General features: G+C 45.7%; 11 protein-coding genes. 3 read left to right on the top strand and 8 right to left on the bottom strand.

All coding sequences use genetic code 11. The features are described from left to right. Positions 1-106 precede the first annotated feature (106 nt). Entirely contained in the window at positions 107-724 is a 618-nt protein-coding gene (locus BVG16_RS01300) for a LysE/ArgO family amino acid transporter (protein ID WP_078496733.1), read from the top strand. A gap of 58 nt (positions 725-782) precedes the next feature. Here the strand turns inward: BVG16_RS01300 and BVG16_RS01295 are convergent, their stop codons facing one another. The 3 genes from BVG16_RS01295 to BVG16_RS01285 form a co-directional block, all read right to left on the bottom strand. Continuing rightward, entirely contained in the window at positions 783-5,105 is a 4,323-nt protein-coding gene (locus BVG16_RS01295) for a collagen binding domain-containing protein (RefSeq protein ID WP_144027256.1), read from the bottom strand. A gap of 141 nt (positions 5,106-5,246) precedes the next feature. Continuing rightward, complete coding sequence (locus BVG16_RS01290) at positions 5,247-5,906, bottom strand: class D sortase (protein WP_078496731.1); 660 nt, start codon at positions 5,904-5,906, stop codon at positions 5,247-5,249. 33 nt (positions 5,907-5,939) lie between these two features. Further along, positions 5,940-7,076: a response regulator gene (locus BVG16_RS01285; RefSeq protein ID WP_078496730.1), complete on the bottom strand. Its 1,137-nt coding sequence runs from the start codon at positions 7,074-7,076 to the stop codon at positions 5,940-5,942. A gap of 265 nt (positions 7,077-7,341) precedes the next feature. On the opposite strand from BVG16_RS01285, the gene BVG16_RS01280 reads away from it, so the two are divergent. Both BVG16_RS01280 and BVG16_RS01275 read left to right on the top strand, forming a co-directional pair. After that, positions 7,342-8,136 (top strand): helix-turn-helix domain-containing protein, encoded by a 795-nt coding sequence (locus BVG16_RS01280; RefSeq protein ID WP_078496729.1) that lies wholly within the window; start codon positions 7,342-7,344, stop codon positions 8,134-8,136. 48 nt (positions 8,137-8,184) lie between these two features. Next, entirely contained in the window at positions 8,185-8,988 is an 804-nt protein-coding gene (locus tag BVG16_RS01275; protein ID WP_332888756.1) for an SDR family NAD(P)-dependent oxidoreductase, read from the top strand. A 674-nt stretch (positions 8,989-9,662) separates the two neighbouring features. Here BVG16_RS01275 and BVG16_RS01270 read toward each other — a convergent pair. The 5 genes from BVG16_RS01270 to BVG16_RS01250 are packed head-to-tail and all read right to left on the bottom strand — an operon-like array spanning position 9,663 to position 16,525. Continuing rightward, positions 9,663-10,703 carry an NAD(P)/FAD-dependent oxidoreductase gene (locus BVG16_RS01270; protein ID WP_078496727.1) on the bottom strand — a complete coding sequence of 347 codons (1,041 nt, stop codon included), beginning with the start codon at positions 10,701-10,703 and terminating at the stop codon, positions 9,663-9,665. Positions 10,704-10,741: 38 nt separating this feature from the next. Beyond that, positions 10,742-12,448 (bottom strand): ABC transporter ATP-binding protein, encoded by a 1,707-nt coding sequence (locus BVG16_RS01265; RefSeq protein ID WP_078496726.1) that lies wholly within the window; start codon positions 12,446-12,448, stop codon positions 10,742-10,744. A gap of 21 nt (positions 12,449-12,469) precedes the next feature. Then, complete coding sequence (locus BVG16_RS01260) at positions 12,470-13,525, bottom strand: FecCD family ABC transporter permease (protein ID WP_078496725.1); 1,056 nt, start codon at positions 13,523-13,525, stop codon at positions 12,470-12,472. After that, positions 13,522-14,559: a FecCD family ABC transporter permease gene (locus BVG16_RS01255; RefSeq protein ID WP_078496724.1), complete on the bottom strand. Its 1,038-nt coding sequence runs from the start codon at positions 14,557-14,559 to the stop codon at positions 13,522-13,524. The genes BVG16_RS01260 and BVG16_RS01255 overlap by 4 nt, the downstream gene beginning before the upstream one ends. A gap of 1 nt (position 14,560) precedes the next feature. After that, positions 14,561-16,525: an AraC family transcriptional regulator gene (locus BVG16_RS01250; protein ID WP_078496723.1), complete on the bottom strand. Its 1,965-nt coding sequence runs from the start codon at positions 16,523-16,525 to the stop codon at positions 14,561-14,563. Between the last annotated feature and the right edge of the window lie 3 nt (positions 16,526-16,528).

The following is a 16,528-nucleotide window of genomic DNA, read 5'->3' as shown; positions in this document are numbered from 1 at the left end:
TTGGTCCCATTATACCAAATTGGTTGAGTAAACGGACACTGCATTGGATGGAGACCCTAGCGACATCTTCCCATAGAATAGTGAAAAACAACGCAGGAGGCAAGATATGATCGCAGCAATACTTCATGGCTTTATCTTGGCACTAGGACTGATCCTTCCGCTCGGCGTGCAAAATTTATTCGTGTTTAATCAAGGCGCCGTACACCCCCGTTTCGTCCGGGCATTACCCTCAATCATCACCGCGGCATTATGCGATACGCTACTGATTTCTTTAGCGATTCTGGGGGTCTCCGTCATTGTTCTTGAATATGATTGGATCCGAATATTGCTTTTCTCGCTCGGCATCTGTTTCCTGGCCTACATGGGTTGGGTTACTTGGAACAGCAAACCCGGCGAACAAAAGCAGACCGCAGCTCATTCCTTTTCGCCAAAGAAGCAAATTGCCTTTGCCATGTCGGTATCGTTATTAAATCCGCATGCGATACTGGATACGGTTGGCGTCGTAGGTACAAGTTCTTTGAAATATACCGGACTGGAAAAGGTTGCATTCGCGGCGGTCTGTATCGCGGTATCCTGGCTGTGGTTCTTTGGCTTGGGTATTGCCGGGAGAACGGTAGGACGACTGGATACATCCGGCAGGCTGCTATCGATGGTGAATACCATCTCAGCGATTATCATGTGGGGAACCGCGGTTTATTTGGGATATAGCCTAATCTATTCATAGCTTCCATGAAAAAAGAGCCCGCTGAATGAATCAGCAGGCTCTTTCTGTATTTCTAGTATTACGACTTCACAAGTTTCTTCCTGAACGCAAGTAAGGCAATACCGAGAAGCATAATACTCAGTCCCGCAAGTTGCATAGGAAGATGGCTGTCCTCGCCAGTCTTCGGAAGTACTTGGCCATTTGTTTGGCCATTGCCCTTGTTACCTGGTACTTGATGACCGTGTTCCTCTTCTTTGGTTGCAGGCGGTTGTTTGTTGGTTCCCCCATTGTCAGTTGACCCTGTGTTCGAACCATCACCAGGCTTGCCTTCGTTGCCTCCAGATGGGTGATCGGGGTTACCTGGCTCGGAAGGATCTACCGGTTTTGTAGGATCTACAGGTTTCGCTGGATCAACAGGTTTCGTCGGATCTGGAGTCACAGGAGGGGTCGGATCCACGGTACCTCCGTTACCTCCACCGCTTGTGTAACGATAGTTCGCTACAACGACCTCGGTTTCTTGACCTGTGACGATATGGATTTCTGTGTAACGGTCCTTCATGTAATAACCAATTGGTGCTTTCGTTTCTTCCAAATAATACGTCCCTGGTCTTAAATTCGAAACTTTCAATTCACCATTGCCATCCGTTACGAACAGACTCAATTCCTTGCCGTCCTTATCCAGCATCGGTTTCTTGTCTGCATCCAGCAGCTTAAATTCCGCATCTTTCAATTTTAGATCCGAGTTGCCCGCTGCTACTTTGGTTAGCTTCACAGACCCAGGAATTTTGTTGTTTTCGATACTCACTTTCACCTGATCCTCACTCGTAATTTCAAAGGCTTCAGGATTCGCAAGCGGATAATAATCAGCTAAAGGTGTAATCTCTACGAATTGATAACGTCCTGCCGGAAGATCATTGACGGTAATTTTACCGTCTTGATCGGTGAAGAGATTGGACTTCACAGGATGGCCATAGGCATCTTGAAGCTCGAACTCTACGCCTTGAAGTGGCTTATCATCGTATCCATCGACCTTCGTCAATTCAATAGAGCCATTATCCACGACGCTGTTCACCATAGTGTGTTCTTTGATAATCGTTTGGTTCTGATCAATCGTAAATGGAATCGGTGTCGAATCCAATTTATATCCTTTCGGTGCCTTGATCTCTGTAAGCTGATAGTCACCCGCATCCAGATTAGCTAATATTACTTGGCCCTTTGCATCGGATGTCACGGCTTCCATGCCATGAACGGTATGATAGCCATCTGCTTCTTTTTTCTCCAATTTGAAGATCGCACCTTCTAAGGTTAGCGTTGGATCTTCTTTTGCAACTTTCGTCAGAATGAACGCTTGCTTAATTTTTTTGTTTTTTATCACAAACGTTTGCGTTGTATTCTTCGCATCAAACTTAATGGAGATCAACTGCTTATCAGCAACATACCCCGTTGGAGCGATGATTTCCTTTATCTTGTATTCGCCTGACTTGAACCCCTCGAATGTTACTTTTCCATCTTTACCCGTTGGTTTTGAAGTCGCAAGGAGCTTATCTCCAGCCGCATTATAAAGTTCGAATACTGCACCTGCCAGCTTGATATTCGGATCTGAGAAATCATCTTTCACAATCGAGATATTCCCTTTCACCGCATTGATGGCTCCACCGCCGGCACCTGAAAAATTAGCTTCGAATTCTTGGTTGGAAGAACCACCCAATTCGCCAGCAGTTTTCCCGGCAAACGAAACGCTATTCGTTACTTTTTCCTGATGCACGGCATTCAGATAGGTCTGATATTCTAATAAATACGCATTTTCGAACGCTTTATGAAACGTAATCGTAAATGTTGGTGTGCCTTCAGCTGCTCCATCATGAAATGCTAATGTATAGTCATTCGGATCAGCTTCTCCTTTTTTACTCAAGTTACCATTTTCATCCACTTTCAACGAATACAATGTAAACGTATCTTTCATCGGGATTTGGTTGGTTGACATGGTATCTTCTAATACTGCATTTTCAGCGATATAGGACTGACTGCGATTGATATATATGCTCCAATGCGCATTGTCCATATCGTTAGGGTCTGTACCTTGATGCCCTTGCTTATCAATGTACTCGCCGCCATATGAAGGCTTAACGGTTTTCGATTGTTCAAAGATTTTGGTTCCCGATTCACCGTCACCATACAGCGTTGCATGATTGGAGTATTCGGCTTCAACAGGCAATGATTTCAAGCTTGTTTTATAGGTGATTCGATAAGAGTCATCTAATGGATGATGGAACGAGATCTTAAATCCTTCGATTGTATTCTCCTTTGATTTGGTGAGTTCAACAACATATTGTTTTTGATCCACTTGCTCCCCAACGACGATATTGCCTTGGTCATCAATCGAAGTTTTGTTGATAACCAGAGAATCTTCCACAAAGGTTTGAGGCCCCGTCAGTTTATCCGTTAAGACGGCATTCTCGATATGATGTCGATTGTAGTTCACGTCAATCGTCCAGGCGATCGTCTTATCTTTAGCGTTATACACACCTGTTTTTTCACCGTTATTTTGCGTGTTGGAATTTGGTATTACTTCCGCTGGCTTGTCTATGATATGAGAGATATTCGATTCATCATCCCAAGTCAAATGTACGTTATTTTTATATTTCCCGAGCTTATTCGTATCAAAAAATACGGGATCAAAGGTTGTCGTATATGTGATTGTATATTTCTTTTTTACAGGTTTTTCAAAGGTTATTAAAAATCCTTGTGTATAATCCTGATCTGAAGTCACTGTATATTTCTGATCTGGTTCAAGACCGTCAATTTTGAGGCTATTTTCATCAAATTCTAAGCCTTGATTCGCAAATGTATCCTTTAGAACCACATGGTTCATCGTCTTCAAGTCATCATTTAGATGAATGGTCCATTGGATTTCTTTATTTTTATAGCTCGTAATTTTTCCGAATTTCGATAGAATATATTCACTAGTAACCTGGGAAGCATGGCTTTCCGTTCCGTCATGCATGACAACAGAATTATCGGCTGTTCCGTTCGTGGTTACACGATCGTTCAATTTCGTTTTGTAACGAATCAAATAACCTTCATGAATATCATATTTAAAACTTAATTTGAAAGTGAAATTCGCTTTTTGTTCATCCAATGTGTAATCCACATTTTTCTGAAGAGGTTTCGAGTCCTTTACCGCTTGGCCATTCTGATCTATGCTGACCTTGTAAACCTCAAAGGAATTGGCTTCAAGTTCCTGTGCAGGCTGATCATACGTATCAACAAGCCAAGCGTCATCCTTCTTGATCAACTGTTCATTATAATTGTATTCGATCTCCCACTCCACCGTTTGCGCCACAGGATCATATTTCCCTGCCTTTTTCGTTAACGGCTGGCTGAACTGAACAGAAACCTTCCCGGAACTTTCCGATATAAGCTTTTGGCCTTGATCGTCGTACCCGTCATACAGAGCGGCATGATTGGTATATGTAGCATTATCGGTCTTGGTTATTTGAGTTGAATAGCTCACGCGATAAGCGCGGTCTATGCTGTTGTCAAACTTTAGCGAGAGCTTTTGCTGCTTCGTACTGCCCACCGTGGTTATCTCATGCGTATAATTATGATACACGTTATTCGTTACACTGACCGTCCCATTCAAATGGACCTGCAATTCTTCAACCTTAATGGAACTTTGATCCAACACGAGACCCTCAGGGATGATATCTTCAAAGCGAGGCTTCTGAATGAGATTCTCATCTTTATTGATGTCGACGATCCAGTCGATCTTACTTGGATTAAATCCTTTATCCGCTATACCGGACTTGTCCATTTTCGTACCGTTATTCTTAAAATGCACCGTTACATCTCTAACTTCATCTTTGAATGGAAACAGGATTTTTTGCTCCGTTCCCTCATCCAACTTCGATGAATCAAATTTTCTCCACACAAAAAAATAACCGTCTAATTCCTGGTCATTTTCAATATTTTCATTAAATAACAACGTCACTTTGCCTTCGGGACTAACGGTGTATGATCCTACTCCACCCGACAAATCCCCTGTTAATTGTTGGCTGAGCGTAAATTTATCCGGCAGATCAAAGGTAAAGCTGGAGTTCGCTTTGTACCCATGGTTTGCAGGAAGCTGCCAATCAAAATAAATCCTAACACGCTCTCCCGTATCCGGTCTGATCTCCGAAATATCTTGTTCGTGCCCCTCTTCCCCGACGGTCATTCTTACATTTGTGATGATATTCTCTGGAATATCATAGACGGCTTCCGTCACACTTTTCCCTGAAGTATCCGCTCCAATCCCCTCATTAGAACTCTCGGCAGCAAATGTCATCGGCGTGATTAAATTCAATAATAATGCGATGACAAAAAATAATGACATCACTTTCTTCATTTCTTTCGTTTTCAACAAGGTTCACCTCTTCTTTTATTCACCATTCATGTTTTTAAGACAAGCGACATGATCAATTTAACAGACGACATTGAATATTTTCTGAATATGAAAAAGAAAAAGAAGCTATCGTATCCCTTGTGAGAGACACTTCGGCTTCTACTCAAGAATTTTCCCTTTAATAATTAATCGATGTGTAGGGTTCACCATCGGTTCACAGGTTACAAGCGTTATTTCCTGGCCATGGCCTTGGGGTTCAAGCACCCATACTTCATCCGGCTTCACGGTGAATTTTTCTGTTACCACATATTGAAACTGCTGATTCTCCGTCTCAACCTCGATGGTATCGCCCTTTTCCATTTCGTCCAGCCGGTTAAAATTTCGACCATAGGTTCGGTTTCGATGACCTGCAATGGCTAGGTTTCCAACCTCTCCAGGCTTTCCTGTCTTTTCGATTTGGGCCACAGAAGTTTTCATATTTTTGTTGGTTGCCCCGTACAAAATCGGCAGCTTCAAATCAATCTTATCGATGATCAAGATACCCTCTATATTCTGTTGTTGGTTAGCAAGCTTAGATTCCGTAGATGCTTGCATCGTTGCACGATCCAGAATCGTTTGTTCATTCGGAAGCTCATCCCGTCCATTCGTTTCATTCGCTCCTGGAACATCGTCACCAGCATCGATATTTCGCAGACTATTGTGCCACGCTGTAAGCAATCGCTGCTGCTGCCAATCATCCACCCATTCGGAAAGCTTGGGGTAACTGAACACGATGATTCCAATGACAATGAGAAGCACGGACATCATTTTATATTTCATCCTGGGATCATCCTTCACGTTGCGCGATAGTTCTTATCCTTCTTTGCTCCACTTGTTATACCAATCCGTTAGTTCTTTGCTCAATGTCAGATCAAATTCCTCTTTGAATTTATTGGTAACCAGTTGATACTGTTTCTTGACCTCATTGCGATGATTTAGCAGGGAATGAATTTTCATGAGACCCCAATATCCTTCTTCCATGTCCGGGAACTTATAGCAAATTTTTTGATATAGTATAATGGCATCTGAATATTTTCCGATCGATATATAACAAGCAGCCATTTCTTTGGCATGATTCAACCAGATCATCTGGATTTGTTCCCGACGAGGCTCCGCCCATAAATAGCGATGCTCCTCCAACAAATCTCCCGTATACAACCCCATAATCTCTACATGCTTGTCCAGATTCTGAGGGGTCACAGCTTGCGCATGACGAACTTTATTTTCCCATTCTTCGACATCAAGCATCATATGGCCCCATACGAGACGGTAGCCCTCATTCTCATATTTAATGATTAAATCCAACTCTACCATCTTCAACACTTTTCGTATTTGGTAGATTGCCGTATGCAGCTGTGTCATCGCACGTGTTGTATCATATTCAGGCCATAACAGATCAATCAATATTTGTTTGCTGATGGTGCGATCTCGATGAAGGATCAGATAAGCAAACAACTCGGGTGCTTTCAATGTTTTCCAAGTAAAAGACTGGACTATTTTATGGGTATCCATATAATGTAGGCTTTGAAAACAACAGAGCATCATGGGGCCCCTACTGACTTGGTTCACGAGGGTTTCGTATGTGGTATTCGTGATTCGTTGCAGCGTCCGTGTCAAACGTTGGGTATGTACCGGCTTTAATAAATAGTCGAGCGCATTCAACTCAAATGCTTTGATCGCGTGATCTTTATACGCTGTAACAAAAACAATATGTAGATGCGGTTGGATCGCTAATAATTGTTCAGCTAGCTCAAACCCATTCATTTCTGGCATTTCAATATCTAAAAAAGCAAGCTGTAACGGTTCACGATGAGCCATTTCGATAGCTTCCGTCGGATTTGAATAAGCCCCCGCCACATCGATATTCCATTCAAATTCGGATTGATCCTGTAGCAATTTTTCCATTCTTCGCAATGCAAGTAGTTCATCATCAACAATCAATGTCTTCATGAATGTTCCACCTCAATCAATGTCGCTTACCACTGTATCATTTCATTGCATCAATTGAAAGCCCGAATGTGAATGTCTTGCTTAACCAATGAAGATGACTAAGAGCCCTACTATTAAAGCATAAGGCGCTGAATAATAACTGAATATGGGTGATTTGAAGGTTCTGAGGAACTCAAACATAACATTAGACATAGAAAAATATGGACATTTTTGTAAGAAAAAACTATATTTGAATCAAATCTATCCATCGGGAGGAAGGGTTACGATGACAGGTCGCTTAACAGAAATAGACGAGATACTCGCATACATTCAGGAACACATCGATGAACCGCTCCCGCTTTCCCGACTAGCCGGCCATGTTGCTTACAGCACGTATCATTTCACACGAATCTTTAAAGATAGAGTCGGCCTCCCTCCTCTATATTATGTTTCGTCTCTCCGTTTACAAAAGGCAAAAGAATTATTGTTGAGCACCAATTGGAGTATTCGTGATATTGCGCTGGAGATCGGACAACAAAGTCTTGGAACCTTCACCACCCGGTTTACCGAAAGAGTAGGCGTGACGCCACTCGTCTTTCGCAATTCAGCCCTAAAAGCGGACATTCATTTACGCTCATTGCAAAAGCTTACCCAACGATACCCGTTACTTCTCGGCTCGAGTCCGCATGACAGAATCCAAGGGACCGTCCACTCCGAAGTTCCTTTTGAGGGTGTCATCCTGATTGGCTTGTTTACCAAACCAATCCCAGAAGGACTTCCTTTATATGGAACATTGCTAACTTCGTTAGGTGATTTTTGTTTTACAGGCGTCAAACCAGGAACCTATTATTTGATGGCGACTTCGATCTCCTGGGGGATGCAGGCCAGAGATGTTCTCCTTCCGAGCACCACCTTACGCAGCCGATCGAAAAGTCCAATAATCGTTGGACCCGCTTCTTTCGTCCCTCATCAAGAAATAATGCTCCGCGTACCCCGTTTGGACGATCCTCCGATCCTGATTTCCCTTCCGTTATTAATGAATAATTTTCTTCTTCGGGCTATCCAAAATAGCAATCGATAAGAAACCATCTTATCGGTTACATGCTACCATCAAATAAAAGGAGGGTTTATGATTATGTTACTTGAAAATAAAAATGCTGTAATTTATGGAGGAGGAGGTGCGATCGGCGGTGCTGTTGCCCGCGCTTTCGCCAGAGAAGGAGCCAACATCTTCCTAGCAGGTCGCACACTCGCCAAGCTTGACGCGGTCGCCGGGGATATCTCCGCTACAGGGAGATCGGTCGAGACCGCTCAAGTCGATGCGCTTGATGAGAAGTCAGTCGAAAAGCATGTCGATGCCGTGGCATCGAAGGCAGGCGGCATCGACATCGTATTGAACGCTGTCGGATTTTTCCATGTACAAGGAATACCTTTCGCTGAGCTAACCTTAAAAGACTTCGAGTACCCGGTTGCCAGCTACATACGGACGAATTACATCACGGCGAAGGCTGTGTCCCGACATATGGTGAAGAAAGGATCGGGCGTTATACTTACGCTCTCGACCCCAGTGTCGCGAATGACGGGACCTGGATTCATGGGACACTGTGTCGCCTGCGCGGGGATTGAAGCGATGTCGCGGCATTTGGCAGGCGAGCTCGGAAAGAACGGTATCCGCGTGATCTGTCTCAGGTCCCATATGATCCCCGAGGCGGCGGCGTTAGATTCCCACAGTCGGGACATGTTCCATCGTAACGCCGAGCTTGCAGGTATTTCACTTGAGGAAATGCTGGCAGGCGCAGCGAGTGGTACTCCGCTGAACCGGCTGCCGACGCTTGCCGACGTCTCGAACACAGCCGTTTTTATGGCTTCGGAACAAGCCGGTGCAATGACGGGAACGGTGGCCAACTTGACTTCCGGCTTTATTTTGGATTAGTTACTCCTAATCGCAAAAAAGACGACGAAAGGGCATCCTGCATGGATGCCCTTTTCACTTCCCACTCGACTGATAGATGACGTTTACTATTTTTGTTGGTAAACCAAGGTGATAAGAAACCATTGTTATTCATGGGCAGGAGATTTATAAACATCCATTTGACTGACCGTCAGTCAATCGATGTTTAGACCTATCATGGATTTATCCAACTTAGCTACACCACCAGCACGAAAACGCGCGCCTATACTGGACGTTTCCAATATAGAGGGGGCAAATCAGCATTTTAGAGGCATTTTCAGCACATTCTATTGGATTTATCCAGTATAGAGTGCGAAATCGCACTGAAGACGGCGAAGTTAGTGGATTTATCCAATATAGCACCACCACAAACACTTTTTCCCCACCTGTACTGGATTTTAAACAACATAGCAAACTTCATTTATCTTCATCATTGTTATAGATCATTTTATATTGATTTTTCATCTACGAAACAAGATCACCAAAAAAAATAAAGTGCCGAAAAGCCCTCTGGACTTTATCGACACTCTGACCACGTCTAATTGACGTGGTTTGAGTCATTTTATTCACACATATTTTCGTTCGCTTTCAGCAAAAAAAGCCTCGGATAGCACATTTTTAGAAGGTAGAGCACGGAGAAATGCACTGGCTGAGCACTATTCCTCGTCTATGACGCCAAGCGCCTTATTTTTCGCTTTGAACCGCTCGTTATGTGAGGATACATACGCTACTTTCGGTGCTGTAGGATCAAGGTACAACTTCGCGCTATTTAAGGCTAACACGCCATCAATGAATGCGCCGGCAATTAATTTCACTTTGCTATCGTAGGTGACGAAATCTCCGGCCGCATAGATACCAGGAACATTCGTCTCCATCTTCGCGCCAACCTCGATTTCCCAGTCCCCGATGTTAATTCCCCATTCATGAAGCTGACCGAAGTCTCTCCCAATGCCATGGTTAACGATGACAGCGTCCACCTCAACCAGCTTGGTTTCACCGGTCTCCGAATGCATGATCTCGACCTTCTCGATTTCCGACCCATTGCTGCTGTGCAGCGCTTTGACGATAAAAGGTGTAGCGATCGTTACCGATGATTGCTTCATGCGTGCAATATTTTTCTCAAGTCCGCCGAACTCCTCGCGACGATGGACCACCGTTACACTGGCTGCTATTGGCTCAAGCTCGTTAGCCCAATCTACTGCCGAATCTCCGCCGCCAGATATAAGCACATGTTTACCGCGGAAAATACTTAATTCCTGCACCGTGTAATGCAAATTGCTCACTTCATAACGGTCCGCTCCTTCAATGTCGAGCTTCACCGGCTTGTAAATTCCGTAACCTACTGCCAAAATGATCGTTCGTGTATAATGCTGTTCTCCTGTTACAGCCGTTAACAAGAAGGTCCCATCCGATAACCGCTCCATACCGGCGATTTCCTGTCCGAACACAATCGTCGGATCAAATGTTCTTGCTTGTTGTTCCAATTGGCGGATAAGCATTTCACATCGAATCGGCGTTACGCCTCTGACATCCCAGACCATTTTCTCTGGATAATAGAGCATTCTTCCGCCCAATTGATCACTAGCCTCTATTAATTTCGTCTTCAAATCACGCATCCCGCTATAAAAGGCGGTGTACATCCCCGCAGGTCCGCCACCGATGATGGTTACGTCATACATATCCATAGTCTCGCTCATTTCATTTCCTCCCTTAAACGTGCTTATGATGAAAATCCTTACGATACGCGATGCAGACGGCTGTAAACACCGCCAATACGAAGCAGCTCTTCATGTTTGCCTTGCTCCGCGATCCCTTGATCGGCAATGACAATAATGCGGTCAGCATTCTTAATGGTCTCTAGTCGATGCGCGATTATTAGTGTCGTCCGTCCAGTCGACAGCTCCGATAGAGCCAACTGGATCGCAGCTTCAGTCTCTGTATCCAGTGCTGAAGTCGCTTCATCCAGAATGAGGATGGAAGGATTCTTAAGAAACATCCTGGCGATGGACAAGCGTTGCTTTTGCCCTCCGGACAGCTTTACGCCCCGTTCCCCAATGATCGTATCCAGCCCATTCGGCTGGGATGCGATAAGCTCCTCAAGCTGCGCGCGCCGGGCCGCTTCTAGGATCTGTTCCTCTGAAGCACCCAACTTGCCGTAAGTAATATTGTCACGAATCGTTCCGTCGAACAGGAATACATCCTGCTGCACAATGCCTATATGCGAACGGAGAGACTCTAAGGTCATGTGGCGAATATCCACGCCGTCGATCGTAATTGCTCCACCTGTCACTTCATAGAAACGGGGTAACAGACTGCACAGGGTTGTCTTCCCCGCGCCTGACGGACCGACCAACGCTACCGTCTCTCCCGCTTCAATCGATAGATGAACCTCCTTGAGCACATTCGGACGATCCTCATAACCAAAGCTTACACCATTAAACGCGATGTCCCCTTTTACATGGTGGATAGCAACTGCATCCGAGGCATCGGCAATATCCGGCTCCGTTTCGAGCAGCTCCAGATATCTTTTGAACCCGGCCATCCCCTTCGGAAAGGTCTCAATGACCGAATTAATTTGTTGAATCGGCTGAAGAAAGACGCTCGAGAGCATCACGAATGCAATGAACTCCCCATAAGTCATTCGCTTCGTTATCACGAACCATGTGCCGATGACAAGCACGAATAGCGATACCAGCTTCATGAGGATAAAGCTCAGGGATGAATTCCATGCCATGATCCGGTAGGTCACCAGCTTGTCCATTCGAAAACGTTCGTTCTGTACGGCGAAGCGTTCCATCTCATGCTTCTCGTTCGAGAATGCTTGAACAACACGAATGCCGCTGACATTGTTTTCTACCCGTGCGTTGTACTCCGCAATGTTCGCGAACAACCGATCGAAAGCTCGGGACATTTTACGGCTGAAATATAAGGACAAATAAATGATGATCGGTACGATGATGAAGGTCAGCACCGCCAGCTCCCAGTTAATACTGAGCATAATGCCAAATGCCCCGGTCAGCGTCATGACAGCGATGAACAAATCCTCTGGGCCATGATGGGCGATTTCGCCAATATCCATCAGATCGTTCGTCATCCGAGACACTAAATGACCTGTTTTGTTATTGTCGAAAAAGCCAAAGCTTAACTTCTGAATTCGATCAAAGAGCTTCTTCCGCATATCCGACTCGATGTTAATTCCCAGCTTATGTCCCCAATAGGTCACGACATAGTGAAGGAAGGCGCTGATCACATAGATGCCGAGCAAGCCAAGACAGGCATATAAAATCCATTTCCAATTCCCGCTCGGCAGCAGATCATCCACGACACGGTTCAGCGCAAGCGGGAAAACCAGCTCCAAGAGCGCAGCAAGTATCGCACATGTGAAGTCTAGAATAAATAGCCCTTTGTAAGGACGGTAATAGTCAAAAAAGCGACGAAGCATGTCGTGTACTCCTTCCATCCATTAAGTAGACTTCATCAACAAATATATAAAATAAGGAACGCTTAACATCGTTACAAAAATTCCTGCAGGCTGATCGGCACCGAATTGAATCGTCCGTACAATCGTATCCGCAGCCAAGAGGATGATCCCTCCGATAATTCCCGATGCCGGTAAAAGAAGCTTATGATTCGGACCCACCAGTTTGCGGGCCACATGCGGACTAATCAACCCAATGAAGAAGATCGAACCACCTAGCGCAACGCTGCCTGAGGCTAACGCAACCGCAGCCAATGCTAAGCCCAGGAATGACTTGCTTACGTTAACACCGACTCCTGTCGCAACCGTAAACCCTAGACCCAACGTATTCAATACGGACGATCGATACCATACATAAGCGCATAAGAGTAGAACCCAAGGAGCAAGAATAGCAATATAAATCCACTCATCTCCCCATAAGTAGCCAGCCTGCCATTTTTGAGCAAATACAAACTGATCATTATCCAGCTTCAACGTCAAGAATAACGTCAAAGCGCCTAGTCCTACGTTGATCGCAACCCCCGTCAAAATCAGCCGGGTAGGGGACGGGGCACTCCCCCTTCGATAGGACAAGACATATATCAATAACGCAGATACCATCCCCCCTCCAAAGGCAAGCAATGGCAGCAAAATAGCCGAAGATAAACCAGCAAGCCCGAAAATGGAAACAAAGAGCATAACGGCAAGACCAGACCCCGCACTAATACCAAGCATTCCCGGATCTGCAAGATCATTGCGCAAGATCCCCTGCAGCACCGTCCCTGATGCTGCCATCCCCATGCCAACCAGCATCGCGAGGACAATACGCGGTAATCGGAAATCAAATACAACCAGATGGTTCTTGTCCGTTCCATACCCAAACAACGTTCGGATCACATCCAACGGACCAAGTGACATTCGGCCCAAATTCATGCTGCATATGGCACCTGCAATAAGGACAACGAACAAAGCGATAACGATCAGTAGACGTCTACGCTGGATCTGCTGATCGTAAAGAGTAGAGGGTTTGATTGGTTCCGAGTGCCGTTGTGTCACATTCATTCAAGTCCCCTCCTCATCCGATTTGAAATGATCAGGAACAAGGGAACGCCTAAGATGGCGAACACAATGCCAAGCGCCATCTCATTCGGACGATTCACAAGACGTCCGATCAGATCCGCGGCCAACATGAATACGCCCCCGTATACGGCGGATGCCGGGATAATATACCGGTAATCCACACCTATCATAAACCGCATGATGTGAGGAACGATCAACCCGACGAACCCCACGGGGCCGACCAATGCAGCCGATAGTCCGGATAGCAGTAAGACAGCGATCGTAGACAATAATTTGACGCGTACGGTACGCTGCCCGAAGCCCTTGGCGATTTCATCTCCCAGGTTTAATATGGCAATGGATGGAGACAACGCAATCGCAAGCCCCAACCCGCCCACGAACCAAGGAGCAACGAATGCAAGCTCACTCCAGGATGCCCCGGCCACACTTCCCGACGTCCAATAATAAAGAGCTTGTCCGAGATTATATTGTATGGAGAAAAAGGTGCCCAGCGCACCAAAAAGCATCGAGATCGACATCCCCGCGAGTACAAGCCGCTGTGGCGTCATGCCTCGCTTGTTCAGGGATGCAACCAGATAGGTCATGCCCGCTCCAAGCCCTGCTCCCAAGAAACACATGAGCAATGATTCCGTGTAGCCAATTCCAGGCATAAATGCAAGAACAAGCACCATCGTAAAAGCAGCGCCCGAGTTTACTCCCATCAAACCCGAATCGGCCAACGGATTTCTCGTTGTCCCTTGCATGATCGCCCCTGCTACCGATAGGCTTATACCTACGACAATGTCAGCAATTGTTCGAGGGAATCGAAGCGTTTGAATAATTTGATGTTCAGGCACTTCCGGATTGAAAGCGAATATTGCGGACCAGGCCGTGGATATATCCATCCGCGCCGCACCGAAGGAAATGGAGGCGGCTCCTGCTAACAGGAGCAATAGTAATCCGACTAGAAGGAATAGGACGAAGAAGGTTCTACCCCGTATCATCGGGGCAGAACGCTTAATTTTCAGGATAGCCATCTCATGAATTGTCCTTTACGGTCGCCAGCAACTTGTCTGTGATGACGTCCAATTGGGTGTTCAGAGAGTAAATATCACTGTAGTAAAACAATCCAAATTCAATCTCGATCATGTTCCCTGCCTTGACTGCGGGAATGCTGGCCCAAACCTTATTCCCTGACAGATCCTCCATTCCTTCATAGGAGGAACGTAAGAGGAAATCCCCGACATACTGAGGCAGCACTTCCATGGATACCACTTCAGACCCTGCTGCTTTTGACGTGTCGATCTTTCTCTGAACGACCTCCGGAGCCTTCATGCCCAAATACTCGTAGATAACTTGGGAGCCGCGCCCATATTGCTCGCTTTCGATGACGTTCATTTCTTTCTTGTCGCCTTCGATGATCGTGACTGTCTTATCCAATAACCCGGCTGACCGAAGCTTCTCCTTGCTCGTCTCTACCTTGTCATTGAAGTTATTCAGTATCGTCTGAGCCTCTTTTTCCTTACCAAAGACCTCGCCGAGCTTATGAAGTTGTTCCTCCGTCGTCATTTGATCGAAGGGAATAAGCACCGTTGGTGCAATATCTTTCATATTCTTGTAGTTATCCTCAGAGGCAACGATAATCAGGTCCGGATCAAGTGCCATGACGTCTTCCGGATTCGCCTCGAACCAATGGCCCAAGCCTTTAACGCCTTTCAATTCCTCGGCGAAAGCCGCACCATCATATACTTCGGATATCCCGATCGGCTTCACACCAAGGGCGACCGCATCACCTAGAAGATACAGCACGACGACGCGCTTCGGTTCTGCCGGAACGACCACATCCCCTTTCACTGTAGATACCGTTCGAGTCTTCGCTTCGCTTCCTTGTTCGGAATCTGTTGCTGCCGTTGACGTTACTTTTGAATCATTTGTGGAAGAAGTTGCGTTCGTCCCGGCATTTACCCCCGCTCCTGAGCAAGCACCAAGCAACAATGTAAAACTGAGCAACATGCCCAGCATGAATGCAGATTTTTTATTTCTTTTCATATCCATGAATCCCCCAGTAATATATTGATAATGATTATCATAATCAATACTATAGCGTCTAGCGCTTGGGACTCCAATGGACAATCCGGAAATCATAACTGGACGATCTTCCGATATGCCCTTTTCTCGTTCCATAGCCTGATAACGCCCTGGGGTGTAACCTGTCTGCTTTTTGAACAGTCGATTGAAATAATACTCATCTGCGTAGCCAACATGTGCCGCGATATCTCTTAAACTTGCACCCGTCTCCCGCAACAGCTTTTTGGCATGTTCTACGCGGAACCGGATTAAATAATCGATCGGGCTCATTCCAGTCTGTTCCTTGAATCTCATGGACAGATACCGAGGACTATAGTTCAACTGATTCGAAAGTGAATCCAGCGAGATCCCCTCTTGATAATGCTCATGAAGGTAACGGATCGCCCTCGTCACGAGATCCAGATTGTCAATCTCGGACTTATCCAACTCTAAATCTCGCAATACTTCGTGGATAAATTGATAGAACAATCCCTTAATTTGCACACTGCCGCGGCTGCCGGATTGCATAAGTATCTGTTCCATCGATGACATCAAACCCTGCATTACCAAAGGTTCACTAGGCTCGAATCCGTACTGCATCTCAAATGGACTTCTGCGTTCCAGCATATGCCTCATCTCAATCCAGCCAGAGAAGGCGAGCTTCGCTCGATAGAATAGAATATAGAACTCGAATTCATCCTTCGCCTCGATTTCCAATCTCATTCCCTTTGCCCCGTGCAAAAGATAATATCGTCTCGTCTGATAAACGTTGCCGCCCAACAGAAGATTCGCCGATCCACGTACCCCGTAAATAAATCCGCTGGCGGGAAAACGATAATCATGTAGCCATTCCCCCGCATGCAGGACGGTATGTCTAATATCGAATATTTTCACAGCGCTGTGATTCCATATGGCGATATGATCGTCCAACTTCATAGT

Origin of the sequence: Paenibacillus selenitireducens, from assembly GCF_002021565.1 — a bacterium.
GTDB lineage: Bacteria > Bacillota > Bacilli > Paenibacillales > Paenibacillaceae > Paenibacillus_K > Paenibacillus_K selenitireducens.
This window is presented reverse-complemented; position numbering and strand designations above follow the sequence as displayed.

What these genes read in the sequence shown, in the direction of transcription:
- BVG16_RS01285 (WP_078496730.1), bottom strand. Translation starts at nt 7,076, where the DNA reads ATGAAGACATTGATTGTTGATGATGAACTACTTGCATTGCGAAGAATG.
- BVG16_RS01280 (WP_078496729.1), top strand. Translation starts at nt 7,342, where the DNA reads ATGACAGGTCGCTTAACAGAAATAGACGAGATACTCGCATACATTCAG.
- BVG16_RS01255 (WP_078496724.1), bottom strand. Translation starts at nt 14,559, where the DNA reads ATGGCTATCCTGAAAATTAAGCGTTCTGCCCCGATGATACGGGGTAGA.
- BVG16_RS01270 (WP_078496727.1), bottom strand. Translation starts at nt 10,703, where the DNA reads ATGAGCGAGACTATGGATATGTATGACGTAACCATCATCGGTGGCGGA.
- BVG16_RS01300 (WP_078496733.1), top strand. Translation starts at nt 107, where the DNA reads ATGATCGCAGCAATACTTCATGGCTTTATCTTGGCACTAGGACTGATC.
- BVG16_RS01250 (WP_078496723.1), bottom strand. Translation starts at nt 16,525, where the DNA reads ATGAAGTTGGACGATCATATCGCCATATGGAATCACAGCGCTGTGAAA.
- BVG16_RS01260 (WP_078496725.1), bottom strand. Translation starts at nt 13,525, where the DNA reads ATGAATGTGACACAACGGCACTCGGAACCAATCAAACCCTCTACTCTT.
- BVG16_RS01275 (WP_332888756.1), top strand. Translation starts at nt 8,185, where the DNA reads ATGATTATGTTACTTGAAAATAAAAATGCTGTAATTTATGGAGGAGGA.
- BVG16_RS01265 (WP_078496726.1), bottom strand. Translation starts at nt 12,448, where the DNA reads ATGCTTCGTCGCTTTTTTGACTATTACCGTCCTTACAAAGGGCTATTT.
- BVG16_RS01290 (WP_078496731.1), bottom strand. Translation starts at nt 5,906, where the DNA reads ATGAAATATAAAATGATGTCCGTGCTTCTCATTGTCATTGGAATCATC.